Origin of the sequence: Tsukamurella sputi (genome assembly GCF_007858445.1) — a bacterium.
Classification (GTDB): Bacteria; Actinomycetota; Actinomycetes; order Mycobacteriales; family Mycobacteriaceae; genus Tsukamurella; species Tsukamurella sputi.
Window position 1 is genome coordinate 73,386 of sequence record NZ_VIGV01000008.1, and the last position, 15,225, is coordinate 88,610.

A 15,225-nucleotide genomic window follows, 5' to 3' on the forward strand; every position below is an offset into this window, starting at 1 on the left:
GGCGCCGAATCGTTCGGCGCCGCACCGCGGCCTACTGCCCCTTCACGTTGACGATCTGGCGCAGGACTGCACGCACTGTGACGAGGTCGTCGGCATCGGCCATGACCCTGTCGATCGGCTTGTACGCCTGCGGGATCTCGTCGACGAAGTCGGCACTGTCGCGGAACTCGATGCCCACCATAGCCTCCCGCAGCTGCTCGTGCGTGAACGCCTTCCGTGCCGCGGACCGGGAGTACTCCCTGCCCGCGCCGTGCGGCGAACTGTTGAGCGACGGCGGGTAGCCCTTCCCCTCGACGATGTACGACGCCGTCCCCATCGAGCCGGGGATGAGGCCGAGCTTGCCCTCGGTGGCCTCGATCGCGCCTTTACGGGACACCCACACCTCCTTACCGAAGTGCTTCTCGCGCTTGGTGAAGTTGTGGTGACAGTTGATCCGCTCAGCCTCGACCACGGGCGTTCCCACCCACTCGCCGACCTGCCGGATCACCCGGTCCATCATCTCCTCACGATTGAGCAGTGCGAAGTGCTGAGCCCACTTCAGCTCCGCGATGTACCTGCGGAACTCGGGCGTGCCCTCCACGAGGTAGGCCAGATCCGGATCCGGCAGCTCGATCCACCACTGCTTGCAGAGGCGGGCCGCGACGGCGATGTGGTGCTGGGCGATCTTGTTGCCCACGCCACGGGAGCCGGAGTGCAAGAAGGCCCACACGGTGTCGTCCTCGTCGAGACTGATCTCGATGAAGTGGTTGCCGCCGCCGAGGGTGCCCAACTGCAGGGCCCAGTTGCCGGCGTACTGCACCGGGTCGAACTCCGCGCGCTCCGCGAGCGCTTCCAGCTCCGCGATCCGCGGCTCCGCCGTGGCCACGACCTTCTTGTTGTAACGGCCGGGCGACAACGGAATCGCTCGCTCGATCGCCTCGCGGACCGTCGAACGGTCCTCGGGCAGATCGTTCTTCGTGAACTGCGTACGGACCGCGATCATGCCGCAGCCGATATCGACGCCGACCGCCGCAGGGATCACGGCGCCGAGGCTCGGAATGACCGAGCCGACGGTCGCACCTTTACCCAAGTGAGCGTCAGGCATCAGCGCGATGTGCGGGTAGATGAACGGCAGCTTCGCCGTGGTGATCGCCTGCTCGCGGGTCTTCTCGTCCAGAATGGACGCCCACGAGACCAAGGACTTACTGATCTTCTCCATGTCTTTCTCGTCTCGATGTGATGGTCACCGGTCCGAGAAGCCATGCGCATGACGCATGGGCACCGGGCCGGCGGTGGAGCGACGGCCCGGGTTGCCGCAGGTTACGCGGGCACACCGAACCGGCGGCAGTAGCACTGCCGCAGCGATTCGGGGAGTTTCCGCATATCCATGTCCAGCAGGCTATTCGACTGCAATGAAGCCGTCCAGATGTTTTCCGGGCCGCGACTCCACCCTCGAGGCTCGTTCAACGACTGCCCCGACATCTACGCGCCGCGGTTCGCACCATCGCAGTCCGGAACCGCATCTTCGAGACAGGCGCCCGGAAAGCCCGGAGCCGGAAGCCAGTCGGCGAAGAGGGCCGCTATGCGGTCGCGCTCATCGGTCGTCGGCAATATCAGGTCGGCGCCACCGTCGTACGGATGATGCACCCAGGTCGCGTTCGCATCGGTGATCATGACGCCGCTGACCACCTCGTCGGCGACGAAGCGCAGCAGGCGCCGCACCTCATCGGCATCCCGCCGGACGATGGTGAGGTAGTGGTGGGTCCAGATCCGGTACTCCTCGCCCTCGTCGTCCTCGGTGAAGCTGCGCCACAGGCGCGGCCGCGGGAGCAGACCGACGAGGGCGGCGGACCGTCGAACCGGCCGGGCGATGGAGGAGTACGAGGACGTGATCACCCACAGGTCGTTCGCACCTGCCCGCAATGCGTCGAGTTCGGCCAGGTAGCGGGTGAGCATCACGGCGTACTCGGCCTCGGTGTCCGGGTACTGCTTGCTCTCCGGCAGGCTGTGCAGCCGCACCCAGCGCTCGTGGCACGTCGCCCGAAGCCAGTGTGCGTACGGCAGTCCGGTGCCCGTGTTCCGCGTCCAGGCCGCGTCGAACGCGGCGACCTCCGACGGAGTGGGGCGCCGGACGGCCCCGGGTTCACTCATCGGGTCCGCTCCAGTCGACGTCTTCGACCGCCGGCAGCTGGAGCGGGCCGCTGCCGTAGGAGTAGATCTCGAGGCTCGCGAGGTAGCCGTCGAGCAGGAACACGATCATTCCGCCCAACGGTACGTCCCCGTCGCCGGGGATCTCTGCGCCCACCGGGAGCGGACTCGGCGCGGCGGCGGGCGACAACACACGGTCCGCCACAAGATCGACCGTGCCGCAGCCACAGCCGCAGGAGTGCTCCGGGTTCACACGGAGGGTCGCAAACTGGGCGCGGAGCTCGTCGACGCCGGGAAAGTCGAAGGACAGGAAACCGTCGAGGATCGCCCGCTCACGATCGGTGAGCGGACGCAGACTCGTGGGCGCGGGCGGTTCCATGAGCTGCACGGTAGATCGGCCCGTGATTGCGGCGCCAGTGGTTTCACCGGCGAATACCCCGTTGATCTCGCGCGCGCAGCGACCTAGCCTCGACCACATGCCGCTCGTACACCGCGCTGTCGCTTCTCTGCAGCTCAGCGGGGATACCCTCGACCCGCTGGTTATCACCCGGATACTCGGCACCCCGCCGACGCAGTCCTACGCGCGGGGTGGCCTCGTCCCGACCGGACACGGAGCCCGGAACGCCCGGTTCGGCCTGTGCTCCCTCGGAGCCGAGGACACCGAGCCCGCCGACATCGATACGCAAGTGGCACAGCTGCTGAGCGGACTCCCCGCCGATCTCGGCGCCTGGCGCGAGCTGTCCGATCGATACGCCCCCGCCTGTTCTGCGGATGGTTCCTACACGGCGGGAACGAGAGCGTAGTCCTCTCCGCGACCACGCTCGGCGCACTCGGCGAACGAGGCATCTCCCTCGACCTCGACATCTACAGTGCGCCGCAGCGATTCAACAACCCCGGGTGATTCGTCAGCAGTGCCGATCGGCTCGTGCCGAGCACGTCTAGGGTGGGCGAATGGCATTGCTGGAGGTCATCGCGCTCGACGCCCGGGACGCCGTCGCCGCGCAGGAGGGCGGGGCGGACCGGCTGGAACTCGTCGCCGACATGGCGGCCGACGGGCTGAGCCCGTTGCCCGGCGTTGTGGCCGAGGTACTCGCGGCGACGGATCTGCCCGTGCGCGTGATGATCCGGCTCGCCGACGGGTTCCGCCCAGGAGACCTGAACGCACTGGTGCGGCGCACCGTCGAGCTGAGAAACGCAGGGGCACAGGAGTTCGTCTTCGGCTTCCTCATGCCTGACGGCGCCGTTGACCTGCCGGTAGTCACACGCATCGTCGACGAGCTGGACGGCGCCCCGTGGACCTTTCACCGCGCGATCGATCACTGCGCGGACCGGGCGGCGCTGCGGGCCGCGGTGGCGGAGCTGCCGGGGCTCGACGGATTCCTCACCGCGGGCGCAGCCTCCGGGGTCGATGACGGCATCGCCACGCTGATCGCGGAAGCTACCGGACCGCAACGGGTCCTGGCCGGCGGCGGCCTGCGACTGACTCACGTGCCGAGACTCCGGGCCGCAGGCATCGACGCCTTCCACATCGGCAGCGGCGCCCGGCCGCACGGCTGGGAATCGCCGGTCTCGGCGGAGGCGGTCCGTCTGTGGCACACCGCCGTCGACGTGCCGATCCGCTGATCAGCCGAGGGCGCGGTCCAGGTCGGCGATGAGGTCGTCGACGTTCTCCAGTCCCACGGACAGGCGCAGCATCGAGTCGGTGAGCCCGATCTTCGCGCGACCCTCCGGCCCCGTGGCGCGGTGTGTCGTGGTGGCGGGGTGCGTGATGAGCGACTTGGCATCGCCGAAGTTGTTGGAGATGTCGATGACCTGCAGGCGGTTGAGGAATTCGAAGGCACGCGCCTTGCCGGACGCCGACGCGGAATCCGCCAGCTCCAGCGTGATCACGGTGCCACCGGCCTTCATCTGCCGCTTGGCGAGCTCGTGCTGTGGATGCGAGGGCAGGAAGGGGAAGAGCACCTTCGACACCCGCGGGTCGGCGTCCAGGAACTCGGCGACCTTCTGCGCGTTGGCGCTCACCCGCTCCGCCCGCAGATCCAGCGTCTCGAGCGCCTTGAGCAGCACCCAGGCGTTGAACGGCGCCATCGCCGGGCCGGTGTGTCGCATCAGCTGCTTCACGGGGCCGTCGATGTAGTCCTCGCGGCCGAGGATGGCCCCGCCCATGACCCGGCCCTGGCCGTCCATGGTCTTGGTGGACGAGTGCACGATCACGTCGGCGCCCATGCCGAACGAATCCTGGTAGCCGACCGGCGTGAATCCCGCGTCGAGCACGACCTGCGCGCCGGCGGCGTGCGCCAGGTCGGCGACGGCCCGCACATCGACAAGGCCCTGCATGGGGTTCGCGGGGGTCTCGAAGAACACCGCTTGAGTCGGCTGCGACAGCGCCGCCTCCCACTGGGCCAGGTCCTCGCCGTCCACGAAGACGGTTTCGATCCCCCAGCGCGGCAGGATCTCGTTGCACACCACGTAGCAGGAGCCGAACAGCGAACGCGCGGCGACGAGCCGATCCCCCGCCTGCAGCAGCGCGCCGAGCGCGGTGAACACGGCCGACATGCCGGAGGCTGTCGCGAAGCACGCCTCGGCGCCCTCCAGGAGACGGAGGCGCTCCTGGAACATGGCCACCGTCGGGTTGCCGTAGCGCGAGTAGACGAACCGGTCGATGTCGCCGTTGAAGGCGGCTTCGGCGGCCTCGGCGTTCTCGTAGGTGTAACCCGAGTTGAGGAAGAGGGCCTCGGAGGTCTCCTCGTAGTTCGTGCGCAGGACCCCGCCGCGCACGGCGTAGGTCTCGGGCCGCAGACCGTCGGGCAGGTGGCTGAACTCCATGGGACGAAAGTCTAGAACTGCCGCCAGGGCAGGCCGTCGGCGCGCCAGCCCGCGACGCCGCGATGCCCGAATGCGTCGATCGGCCCCTCGAAGCCGTCGAGCACGTTGTAGGCGCGCGCCACACCCGCCGCGGTGGCGGCCTCCGCGGCGCCGATCGACCGCTGTCCGGACCGGCAGATGAACGCGACGGGGGTCTCGTCGGTGACCCCCTTGGACCGCAACTGATCGACGAAGTGGGGGTTGAGCGCACCGTCGGGGTAGCGCTGCCACTCGACGAGCACCGGATTGCGCCCGACCTGGGACAGTTCGGGGATGCCGACGTAGTTCCACTCGGCCTCGGTCCGGCAGTCGACGAGGATCGCGGCGGGGTCCTGCTGGAGCAGTTCCCAGGCCTCGCGCGGGGTCAGGTCTCCTGCGTAGCTCACGAGCACTTCTTCCATTTGCCGTCTTCGCGGACGAACTTCGCCTGCTCGGTGCGCTCGCCCGCCTTCTCGTACTTCACCGTCAGCTCGGCGGACGCGGAGTCGCCGTTCACGGTGAGGTTCTTCACGCCCTTCTCGTCGAGCGATGCCTCGCCGTCCTTCTCGACGGCAGCCTTGCGCGCGTCGGTGAAGCCCGCCTCCTTCGGGAAGTCGGCGGCGGCGCGGTCCTTCGCACAGGTGTTGGCGACCAGGTCCGAATACCGCCCCTTGTTCAGGGCGCCGTAGTACTGGCCGATGGTGACCTGCACCTGCGCGGAGTCGCTGAGCCGCTCGTCCGATGGGCGGATGGCGTTCCACGTGAGAACGCCGCCGATCAGCAGGACCGCGACCACGAGGGCGATGATGAACGGCGTGGCCGTGGTGCGGCGCTCGGGCGGCGGTCCGGCGGGGCTCTTGTCTGCGCTCACTGAAGTCTCTACCCTCTGCTACTAGAACACGTTCCAGTTCCTGGGGCGGGTGGAATCCGCCACCCGCACTAGGAACAGTTGATAAGTCCGCACTAACCTGGTGGGGAACTTCAACCGCGTATGCAGACAAGGTAGCCGACTTCACATGACCGAACAGAACCGCCCGTTGCGCGTCGCGATCGTGGGCGCGGGCCCCGCAGGTATCTATGCGGCAGACGCACTCATGAAGTCCGACGAGGCGAAGGACCCCGGCGTCAGCATCGATCTCTTCGAGAAGATGCCCGCCCCGTTCGGCCTGATCCGGTACGGCGTCGCGCCTGATCATCCGCGGATCAAGGGCATCATCACGGCCCTGCACAAGGTGCTCGACAAGCCGCAGGTCCGCCTGCTGGGCAACCTCGATTTCGGCAAGGACTTCACCCTCGAGGACGTCCGCCGCCACTACGACGCGGTGATCTTCTCCACCGGCGCCGTCGCGGACCGCAATCTGGAGATCCCCGGCATTGACCTGGACGGCAGCTACGGCGCCGCCGAGTTCGTGGCCTGGTACGACGGGCATCCGGACTTCTCCCGCGAGTGGCCGCTCACCGAGGAGAAGGTCGCGGTCCTGGGTGTGGGCAACGTCGGCCTGGACGTCGCCCGCGTGCTGGCCAAGACCGCCGACGAGCTGCTCCCGACGGAGATCCCGCCGAACGTCTACGAGGGCCTCAAGCTCAACAAGGCCAAGGAGGTGCACGTCTTCGGCCGCCGCGGTCCCGCACAGGTGAAGTTCACCCCGCTGGAGCTCAAGGAGCTGGACCACTCGCAGACCATCGAGGTGGTCGTGAACCCCGAGGACATCGAGTACGACGAGGGTTCGGCCAAGGCCCGCCGCGAGTCGAAGATCACCGATCAGGTCGCCACGATCCTCGAGAACTACGCGATCCGCGAGCCCAACAACCGGCCGCACAAGCTCTTCATCCACCTCTTCGAGTCGCCCGTCGAGATCCTGGGCGAGAACGGCAAGGTCACGGGCCTGCGCACCGAGCGCACCGAGCTCGACGGCACGGGCAACGTCCGCGGCACCGGCAAGTTCACCGACTGGGAGATCGGCGCCGTCTACCGCGCCGTCGGCTACCTCTCGAACGACCTGCCGGAGATCCCCTTCGACGACCAGGCCGGCGTCATCCCCAACGAGGCCGGCCGCGTCATCGACGCAGGTCAGCACATCACCGGCGTGTACACCACCGGATGGATCAAGCGCGGCCCCGTCGGTCTCATCGGCCACACCAAGGGCGACGCCAACGAGACCATCGCCTGCCTCCTGGAGGACTTCCACGCCGGCAAGCTCAACGCCCCGTCGGACCCGTCCACCGAGGGCGTCACCAACTGGCTGGACGACCACGACACCCCGTACACCACCTGGGACGGCTGGTACCGCCTCGACGAGCACGAGCGCAGCCTGGGCGAGGCCGAGGGCCGCGAGCGCGTGAAGGTCGTCGAGCGCGACGACATGCTCGCCGCTTCGGAGCCCCACAAGGTCGCGCAGGACTAGTTCCGCTCCCCCGTACGACAGTGCCGCCGTCCCGACTTTCGGGGCGGCGGCGCTTTTCGCTCAGGGTGATTGTAATTCCGGCTCAGAGCATCTCAGTCGCGATGAGTACGCCGATGACGATCAGGACCGCAGCGGTGAGCAGGTTCGCGAAACGGTCGACCCACGCGCCGCGCAGCCGTTGTGCCGCGGCCGCGCCGACCATCGTGAGGCAGACCATTGTCACGATCGTGCCGACCGAGAACGTGACGAGCGTGCCGACCGCGGCGGTGACGCCGAGCGCACTCGCAGCGAGGAACACGGGCAGGATCGTCAGGTCCGGTGACGCCGCCGCCGCGAACGACGCGAGACCCGCGAATCGCGCCCACCGAGACCCCGCCGACCCGTGCGCGTGACCGTCGTGAGGGTGATCGTGGTCGTCGTGATCGTGCTCGTGCTCGTGCTCGTGCTCGTGGGCATGCGAGTGCCCGTGGCCACGCCCCACCAACTCCACGACGACGAAGGCCAGGCCCGTCGCGATCAGAATCCCGCCGACGACGAGGGACTGGTTCCGCTCGACGACGGATCTGAACTGCACGCCCACGGCGATCACGATGCCGCCCAACAGGAGTGACAACGCGACGTGGACGACCCCCGCCGTCGCGGCGGTCCGCAGGACGCGGCCGCGCGAGTGGTCCTGCGCCCGCGCGGTGACGGACAACGGCACCCAATGATCGGGCAGGGCCGCATGCCCGGCACCGACACCGGCGGCCGCGAGGAGGAGTGCGGGTGCAGCGAGGCTCATGCCGCCGAACCTTACCTCAATACCTTCATATATACGAAGATAGATTGATGGTAAGGTTCGGCGATGCCCCGCGAACACCTCTCGTCCGTCGACACAACGGCCGCCACGGAGCCGACGGTTCCGTCCGAGCCGATCGGCGGCCGTCACGCAGAGGAACTGTCTCCGGATCGCGTCGACCAGGCCGCCGCGATCCACGCGATGCTCGCGGACCCCACGCGGATCCGCATCCTCTGGGCGCTCCGGGACGCGGAAGCCGGCGTCGGCGCTCTCGCCGAATCCGCCGGGTGCTCCCCCACCGCCGCCAGCCAGCACTTGAGCAAGCTACGCCTGGCGGGCCTCGTCCAATCCCGCGCCGAGGGCACGGCGCGCATCTACCGCCTCGTCGGCGGGCATGTCGTGCGCCTCCTGACGGAATCCTTGGCCCAGGCCGATCACACCGTGAACGGCCAGCCGCACCACGGCTGACCGACTCACTCCCAGCTGAACTCGAACATCCGACACTCGGGTTATCCGGGCTCCGGCTACTCGCGAGCCCAGTCCCAGACCGGCCAGAGGGCGCGACCGAGCGCCTCACCACGCGCGGTCAGTTCGTACTGCTTGTCGGGGAGCTTGCGGGCGATGCCCTTGTCGACCAGTTGCGCGAGCCGGGTGGCGAGCACACTGGAGCTGCAATTGCCCATGCGCCTGCGCAATTCGAGGAATCCGAGCGAACCCGGCTCGAGCTCCCAGACGATCCGCAGCACCCAGCGCTGGCCGAGCATGTCCATCGCCGCGACGACCTCGTCGTCCGGGTCCTCGCGCCGCTGGGGCACCACATCGCGCACTGACACGAGACAGAGCCTACTTGCGCTTCTGAAATCGAAGCGGCATGCTGGCCGCAGTTCGAAATCAGAAGCATGGAGGCGATGATGGCAGTCGTTGTGGTGACCGGGGCGTCGCGCGGCGTGGGCGCGGAGACGGCGGTGGCGCTCGGCGCGCGCGGACACGACGTGGTGGTGAACTACCGCGAGAAGGAACGGCGCGCCGAGAAGGTCTGCGACCTGGTCCGCGAGGCGGGCGGGCGCGCGATCGCCGTGGGCGCGGACGTCACCTCGCCCGACGGTCCCGCATCCCTGCTCGACGCGGCGGTCGCCGCATTCGGCGCCGTCGACGTGGTGATTCTCAACGCATCCGGCGGGCTCGAGCTCGGCGCCGACGAGGACTACGCCATGCGGCTGAACCGGGATGCGCAGGTCGCGGCGGCCCGCGCCGCAGCGGACCGCCTGCGCCCGGGAGGGCGCATCGTCTTCGTCACCAGCCATCAGGCACACTTCTCCGAGTCCCGGCCGGTCCCCGCCGGCTACGAGCCGATCGCGGCCAGCAAGCTCGCCGGAGAGCGCGCTCTCCGCGCGCTGGCCGCGGAACTCGACCTCGACCTGCGCGTCGTCTCGGGCGACATGATCGAGGGCACGATCATCGTCCGCCTCCTCGAGCGCCGCGATCCCGCCGCCGTCGAAGCCCGGCGGGCGCACGGCCCTCTGCCGACCGTGACCGAGTTCGCCGCCGCGATCGCCGGCGCCGTCGACTCCGAGGGACCCGACACGACCTACGTGGGCGGTCACGACTATTTTGGGGTAGCCTCACTTGCATGGGTAGAGGAGTGACGGGCCTGATCCTCAAAGCGATGCGGGCCGACGACTACGTGTTCACCGTGCTCGCGACGGAAGCCGTCAGCGCGCACTACCACCGCATCCGCTTCGACGGCGGCGACTTCCTGCAGCAGAACCCCTGGTTCCCCACCATGTGGGTGCGCCTGTGGGTCCCCAAGAGCGGCGCCGCCACCACCGACGAGGACGAGGGCACGCTCGTGCAGCGCGGCTACACGATCATCGACCCGCAGGGCTCCGAGTTCAGCATCGAGTTCGCCATGCACGAGGGCCCGGCGCCGCGCTGGGCCCTCGACGCCGAACCGGGCGACCGCATCGCCGCCACCATGATGGGCGCCGATCTGACGGTCCCGGAGGACCCCGCACCGTCGGAGTACGTGCTCGTGGGCGACGCGGCCTCGATCCCTGCGATCAACAGCATCCTCGACACCGCGCAGGCACCGTGCCGTGTCTTCCTCGAGTACCAGCACGACGTCGAGCGCGACCTACCCGTGCGGTCGGAGACCGTCACGTGGGTGCCCCGCGAGAACCGTGGTGCAACGCTGGTCTCGACGGTGATCGGCGCCGGAATCGCCTCGTCGGCTTTCCTGTTCGTCGCCGCCGAGACCAGGGCGACGCGCGAGATCACCAAGGCCGCCAAGCGCGACTTCGGGCTGCCCAAGGAGCGCATCAAATCGCAGGCGTACTGGCTCCAGCGCGGATGACGCCGCGCGCGCCGGCCTAGTCCTGGGGACGCTGCGGCGGCAGCCCGATCGACGTGGCCGGGTTGTGGTCGTACTCCTCCGTCTCCGGGGGCTTCGGACGCGTCGGGGTCTCCCCCGTGGCCGGCCGCGGAGCGGGCTGGATCGGGCGGGGCGGCGCAGGACGCCGCGCGGCGACGGGATGCATGCTCGTCGGCCCCACGGGCGGCGCGGCGGTCGGCGGCACCGGGGGGACGACCGGAGCGGCCGCGGTCGGCGGGGCGGGCGGCACCGGGGGCTGTCCCTGGGCCGGCTGAGCGGGACGCGGCGGCGGCCCCTGCGGAGGCTGGGCGGCCGGCGCGGGCGGAGCGGCCGGCGCGGGCCCGGGCTGCGCAGGGCCCGCCTGCGCGGGACGCTGGACCGGCATCGCGCGAGTGGACAGGTCCTCGGGCGGCTGTGGCCGCTGGATCGGGACGGCGGTGGTCTCGGGCGCGCCCTGCTGCACCGGATCGGCGCTGTCGACCACGACGACCCGGCCCGCTGCCTCCGCGGCGTTGGCGCGAGCGACCTCGACGGTGTCGGCGGTCGCGACCGCGACGCCGAGCCTGCGCTTGGCGTAGCCCTCGGGCTTGCCGAACAGGCGAAGGTCGCTCTCGGGGACGTCCAGCGCCCGGGCCACGCTGTCGAAGGCCACGGAGCTGCTGTCCTTGGTCCCGTAGATCACGGCGGACGCGGCCGGCGACATCAGCGAGGTGTCCACCGGCAGGCCGAGGATCGCCCGGGCGTGCAGCTCGAACTCGGAGAGCCGCTGCGAGCCCAGCGTCACCAGGCCGGTGTCGTGCGGCCGCGGTGAGACCTCGGAGAAGTACACGTCGTCGCCCTTGACGAACAGTTCCACGCCGAAGACGCCCCGGCCGCCCGTGCCACCGTCGCCGAGGGCGGTCGTGATGCGACCGGCGACGGAGGTCGCCGCGTCGTACGCGGCCTGGCTCATCGCCTGGGGCTGCCAGGACTCGACGTAGTCACCGTCGGACTGACGGTGCCCGATCGGCTCGCAGAAGCGCGTGACCACCTTGCCCCGCTCCGCGTCGTAGACGCGGACCGTGAGCAGGGTGATCTCGTAGTCGAAATCGATGAAGCCCTCGACGATGACCCGCTCGTTGCGGACGCGCGCGCCCTCCACGGCGTACTCCCAGGCACCGTCGATCTCCTCGAGGGAGCGGACCACGGACTGGCCCTTGCCCGAGCTCGACATCACCGGCTTGATCACGCAGGGGAAGCCGACCTCGCGGGCACCGGCGCGCACCTCCTCGAGCGTCGAGGCGAAGGCGTACGGCGAACAGGGCAGGCCGAGCTCCTCCGCGGCGAGCTTGCGGATGCCCTCGCGATTCATCGTGAGCGACACGGCCCGCGCAGTGGGGATGACCTCGGCGAGCCCCTCCTCGTCGATGGCGACCAGCGCATCGGTGGCGAGCGCCTCGATCTCGGGGACGACGAAGTCGGGCTTCTCCTCCTCGATGACGCGGCGGACCTCGGCGGCGTCCGTCATGTCGATGACGTGGCTGCGGTGCGCCACCTGCATCGCCGGGGCGTTCTCGTACCGGTCGACGGCGATCGTCTCGACGCCGAGGCGTTGGAAGGCGATCACGACCTCCTTGCCCAGCTCGCCCGAACCCAGCATCAGCGCCTTCGTGGCACCGGGGGTGAGCGCAGTGCCGATCCGCGGGTTGCCGCCGGTCTCGCTGAGGTTCGTCATGGGTCCATTCTGGCAAACCGCAGCGCCGTGCGGTGCGCCTGCCGACCCGCGGATTCGTGTTTGTTTCCGATCGTTCTGCGGTGGTGAACGTTTCGGTCGTTATGACGCGGCCCGCCCCGGGGAGCGCCTACGTTCGGACCATGAAGGCACTCGTGGTCAGGAGCGCCGTGGTCGCGGCGACCGGCGGACTCATCTTCGGATTCGACACCGCGGTGATCTCCGGCGCCGAGAAGCAGATCCAGGAGCAGTTCGGCCTGTCCGACGCGGCCCTCGGCTTCACCGTCACCACCGCGCTCATCGGCACCATCGTCGGAGCGATCGTGTCCGGCCGGCTCGCCGACCGGTTCGGCCGGAAGAAGGTGCTGTACGCCGTCGGCGTGCTGTACGTCGTGAGCGCCCTGGGCTGTGCGTTCGCACCCACATCGTCGGTCGAGGTACTGCAGGCCTTCCGATTCCTCGGCGGACTCGGCATCGGCGCGTCGAGCGTGTGCGCCCCGATCTACACGGCCGAGATCGCGCCGCCGAAGTTCCGCGGGCGGCTCGTGGGCCTGGTCCAGTTCAACATCGTGCTGGGCATCCTCGTGGCCTACGCGTCGAACGCGATCATCCGCGGGATCCTGGGCGACGACCCGAACGCCTGGCGCTGGATGCTCGGGGTCATGGTCGTCCCGGCCGCGCTGTTCCTGGTCATGCTCCCGACGGTGCCGGAGACGCCGCGCTGGCTCGCCGGGCACGGCGACCTCGCCGCGGCGCGCGCCACGTCCGAGCGGCTCTGCTCCACGCCGGCGGAGGCGGACGCGCAGATGGCCGAGATCCAGGAGTCGCTCGCCGCCGAGCAGGGCGGCGAACGGACGAAGTTCTACACCCGCGGTCACCGGAAGGTGATCCTCCTGGCCGTCGCCATCGCCTTCTTCAATCAGATGTCCGGCATCAACGCGATCCTCTACTACGCACCGCGCGTGATGCAGGACGCCGGCGCCAGCACTGACGCGGCGTACCTGATGTCGGTGGCGGTCGGCGTGATGAACCTGATCGCGACGATGGCCGCCCTCACCGTGATCGACCGGCTGGGCCGCCGGCGGCTCATGCTGATCGGCTCGGTGGGCTACCTGATCTCGCTGGGCTTCATGGCCGCCGTGATGTACTACTACGAGAGCGACGGCCGCTCGTTCGACAGCACCTCATCGGTCCTGGTCCTGCTCGGGCTCATGGTCTTCATCGCCTCGCACGCCTTCGGCCAGGGCGCGGTGATCTGGGTCTTCCTGTCGGAGATCTTCCCCAACAGCATCCGCGGCCGCGGACAGGCCCTCGGTAGTCTCACGCACTGGGTGTGGGCCGCGATCACGAGTTTCGCGTTCCCGCCCATCATCGGCGCCTTCGGCGGCGGCGTCGCCTTCTCGATCTTCTTCGGGTTCATGGTGCTGCAGCTGCTGTGGGTGATCAAGGTGATGCCCGAGACCAAGGGCATCCCACTCGAGGAGATGGCCGAGCGACTGGGCCTGGACGAGGACGCCGGCGGCACCCCGGACCCGCTGGCCGCGAAGGGACATTGAGATGACCGATCGGACGCTGTGCCTGGGCGAGGCACTCGTCGACGTCGTACTGCGCGACGGTGCCGAGCCGTCCGAGCACGTGGGCGGCAGCCTGTTCAACGTCGCGTGCGGGCTGGCCTCGCTGGGCGATCCGACGTCGATCCTGTCGTGGTGGGGGCGGGACGTGCGCGGGCACCGCATCGCCGAGACCGCATCGCGGGCGGGGGTCGAGGTCGTCGCCGGGTCCGACGGTGCCGCCAACACCCCGCTCGCGTACGCGCACGTCGACGCCGAGGGACGCGCGACGTACGAGTTCGACCTGGCCTGGGAGGTGCCCGACATCGGCTCCCTGGAGCGCTACGGTCACCTGCACACCGGCAGCTTCGCCGCGACACTCGCGCCGGGCGCCGACGGTGTGCGCGACGTGGTCTCCCGGATCCGGGACCACGCCACCGTCTCCTACGACCCCAACATCCGCCCGGCGCTGATGGGCACGCCCGCGGAGGTGCTGCCGCGGGTCACGGAGATGATCGGCCTGGCCGATGTGGTCAAGGCCAGCGACGAGGACGTCGCCTGGCTCTACCCGGACGAACCCGTCGAGGACGTGATGCGCCGCTGGATCGCGGCGGGTCCCGCGATGGTGGTTCTCACCCGCGGGCCGTGGGGCGCGTACGCGCTGCTCGCGGGGAACCGCGACATGCTGCACGTCGACCAGCTGACCGTCGAAGTGGGCGACACCGTCGGCGCGGGCGACTCGTTCATGGCCGGTCTGGTCTCCGGGCTGCTCGATGCCGGCTACCTGGGCTCGCGCTACGCGGCCCGACGGCTGCGCTCCGCCCAGTGGAGCGACGTCCAGCCAGCTCTGCACCGCGCCGTGATCACCTCGGCGCTCACCGTCAGCCGCGCGGGCGCCTACGCACCGTCGATGGACGAGGTAGCCGCCGTACGCGCGCAGGATCCGACGCTGCGCTGAGCGCGCGGCGTCACCGGTCGGATTCGCAGCGGTCTGCCAGCGGATCCCCAGCTTGCACCCGCACCATCGGTCCCAACGCGGTCGCAGTGACCGCACCGACCGAAGCGAGAAGCCCATGACCGAGCCCACCGACCCGCAGGCGACGCCGACCGCGCCTATCCCGCCGACCACCGCGAACCCGGCCGCGGACGCAGCACCGTCGAAGACCGGACCGTCGAGGAAGCTTCTGATCGCGGCGATCGTCTTCGGGCTCATCGGGATCAGCGGCGTGAGCTTCACCGCCGGCTACTGGACCAACGAGGTCACGGGCAAGCACAAGGGCCATTCGATGCAGCAGCGCGGAGCGGGCGGACACGAGGCGCAGTGGCGCGGACCCGGCCGCGGCGAGGGGCCGCGGATGCACCGCACGACCCCGGCGCCCGCCGCACCGTCCACCCCGGCCAGCCCTGCACCGACGTCGTAGCCCCGTCCGAAACCGGGT

At 69.6% G+C, this 15,225-nt stretch carries 18 protein-coding genes; 9 read left to right on the plus strand and 9 right to left on the minus strand.

Annotated features, from left to right (window positions below):
• Positions 1–31 precede the first annotated feature (31 nt).
• The 3 genes from FK268_RS19075 to FK268_RS19085 all read right to left on the minus strand — a co-directional run bounded on the left by FK268_RS19075 (position 32) and on the right by FK268_RS19085 (position 2,506).
• The gene (locus FK268_RS19075; RefSeq protein WP_146436947.1) at positions 32–1,198 is read right to left on the minus strand and encodes an RtcB family protein; all 1,167 of its coding nucleotides are present in this window, start codon (positions 1,196–1,198) and stop codon (positions 32–34) included.
• Positions 1,199–1,461: 263 nt separating this feature from the next.
• The gene (locus FK268_RS19080) at positions 1,462–2,130 is read right to left on the minus strand and encodes a DUF3885 domain-containing protein (RefSeq protein ID WP_146436948.1); all 669 of its coding nucleotides are present in this window, start codon (positions 2,128–2,130) and stop codon (positions 1,462–1,464) included.
• The gene (locus tag FK268_RS19085; protein WP_193560304.1) at positions 2,123–2,506 is read right to left on the minus strand and encodes a hypothetical protein; all 384 of its coding nucleotides are present in this window, start codon (positions 2,504–2,506) and stop codon (positions 2,123–2,125) included. Before FK268_RS19085 ends, FK268_RS19080 begins: the two co-directional genes overlap by 8 nt.
• A 97-nt stretch (positions 2,507–2,603) precedes the next feature.
• Here FK268_RS19085 and FK268_RS19090 point away from each other — a divergent pair, with 97 nt between their 5' ends.
• Together FK268_RS19090 and FK268_RS19095 are read left to right on the plus strand one after the other, a co-directional pair.
• Entirely contained in the window at positions 2,604–2,930 is a 327-nt protein-coding gene (locus tag FK268_RS19090) for a DUF4279 domain-containing protein (RefSeq protein ID WP_158636160.1), read from the plus strand.
• A gap of 148 nt (positions 2,931–3,078) precedes the next feature.
• A complete protein-coding gene (locus FK268_RS19095; RefSeq protein ID WP_146436952.1) occupies positions 3,079–3,750 on the plus strand; it encodes a copper homeostasis protein CutC in 672 nt (223 codons plus the stop codon).
• Here the strand turns inward: FK268_RS19095 and FK268_RS19100 are convergent, their stop codons facing one another.
• From FK268_RS19100 to FK268_RS19110, 3 genes are read right to left on the minus strand one after another with little or no spacing between them, the layout of a single operon-like run.
• Entirely contained in the window at positions 3,751–4,953 is a 1,203-nt protein-coding gene (locus tag FK268_RS19100) for an O-succinylhomoserine sulfhydrylase (protein WP_146436953.1), read from the minus strand.
• 11 nt (positions 4,954–4,964) lie between these two features.
• Positions 4,965–5,393: a rhodanese-like domain-containing protein gene (locus FK268_RS19105; protein ID WP_193560305.1), complete on the minus strand. Its 429-nt coding sequence runs from the start codon at positions 5,391–5,393 to the stop codon at positions 4,965–4,967.
• Positions 5,375–5,842: an Rv0361 family membrane protein gene (locus FK268_RS19110; protein ID WP_146436957.1), complete on the minus strand. Its 468-nt coding sequence runs from the start codon at positions 5,840–5,842 to the stop codon at positions 5,375–5,377. The genes FK268_RS19105 and FK268_RS19110 overlap by 19 nt, the downstream gene beginning before the upstream one ends.
• Before the next feature lie 145 nt (positions 5,843–5,987).
• Between FK268_RS19110 and FK268_RS19115 the strand changes: the two genes are divergently transcribed.
• A complete protein-coding gene (locus FK268_RS19115) occupies positions 5,988–7,376 on the plus strand; it encodes an FAD-dependent oxidoreductase (RefSeq protein WP_146436958.1) in 1,389 nt (462 codons plus the stop codon).
• An 82-nt stretch (positions 7,377–7,458) separates the two neighbouring features.
• On the opposite strand, the gene FK268_RS19120 is transcribed toward FK268_RS19115, so the two are convergent.
• A complete protein-coding gene (locus FK268_RS19120; RefSeq protein ID WP_146436960.1) occupies positions 7,459–8,157 on the minus strand; it encodes a hypothetical protein in 699 nt (232 codons plus the stop codon).
• A 63-nt stretch (positions 8,158–8,220) separates the two neighbouring features.
• Between FK268_RS19120 and FK268_RS19125 the strand changes: the two genes are divergently transcribed.
• Positions 8,221–8,622: an ArsR/SmtB family transcription factor gene (locus tag FK268_RS19125; RefSeq protein WP_146436962.1), complete on the plus strand. Its 402-nt coding sequence runs from the start codon at positions 8,221–8,223 to the stop codon at positions 8,620–8,622.
• 56 nt (positions 8,623–8,678) lie between these two features.
• Here FK268_RS19125 and FK268_RS19130 read toward each other — a convergent pair whose 3' ends face one another.
• Positions 8,679–8,987 (minus strand): winged helix-turn-helix transcriptional regulator, encoded by a 309-nt coding sequence (locus FK268_RS19130; protein ID WP_231707160.1) that lies wholly within the window; start codon positions 8,985–8,987, stop codon positions 8,679–8,681.
• Positions 8,988–9,062: 75 nt separating this feature from the next.
• Here FK268_RS19130 and FK268_RS19135 point away from each other — a divergent pair, with 75 nt between their 5' ends.
• Complete coding sequence (locus tag FK268_RS19135) at positions 9,063–9,800, plus strand: SDR family oxidoreductase (RefSeq protein WP_231707161.1); 738 nt, start codon at positions 9,063–9,065, stop codon at positions 9,798–9,800.
• Positions 9,785–10,507, plus strand: coding sequence for a siderophore-interacting protein (locus tag FK268_RS19140; RefSeq protein ID WP_146436965.1), 723 nt, complete (start codon positions 9,785–9,787; stop codon positions 10,505–10,507). Before FK268_RS19135 ends, FK268_RS19140 begins: the two co-directional genes overlap by 16 nt.
• Positions 10,508–10,523: 16 nt before the next feature.
• Here the strand turns inward: FK268_RS19140 and purT are convergent, their stop codons facing one another.
• Positions 10,524–12,239, minus strand: coding sequence for a formate-dependent phosphoribosylglycinamide formyltransferase (gene purT, locus FK268_RS19145; RefSeq protein WP_146436967.1), 1,716 nt, complete (start codon positions 12,237–12,239; stop codon positions 10,524–10,526).
• Between the two features lie 140 nt (positions 12,240–12,379).
• On the opposite strand from purT, the gene FK268_RS19150 reads away from it, so the two are divergent.
• The 3 genes from FK268_RS19150 (at position 12,380) to FK268_RS19160 (ending at position 15,207) form a co-directional block, all read left to right on the plus strand.
• Positions 12,380–13,792, plus strand: a complete 1,413-nt coding sequence (locus FK268_RS19150) for a sugar porter family MFS transporter (RefSeq protein WP_146436968.1) — start codon at positions 12,380–12,382, stop codon at positions 13,790–13,792.
• 1 nt (position 13,793) lies between these two features.
• On the plus strand, positions 13,794–14,744 hold the full coding sequence (locus tag FK268_RS19155; RefSeq protein WP_146436970.1) for a PfkB family carbohydrate kinase: 951 nt from the start codon (positions 13,794–13,796) through the stop codon (positions 14,742–14,744).
• Between the two features lie 115 nt (positions 14,745–14,859).
• A complete protein-coding gene (locus FK268_RS19160) occupies positions 14,860–15,207 on the plus strand; it encodes a hypothetical protein (RefSeq protein ID WP_146436972.1) in 348 nt (115 codons plus the stop codon).
• Positions 15,208–15,225: the final 18 nt, after the last annotated feature.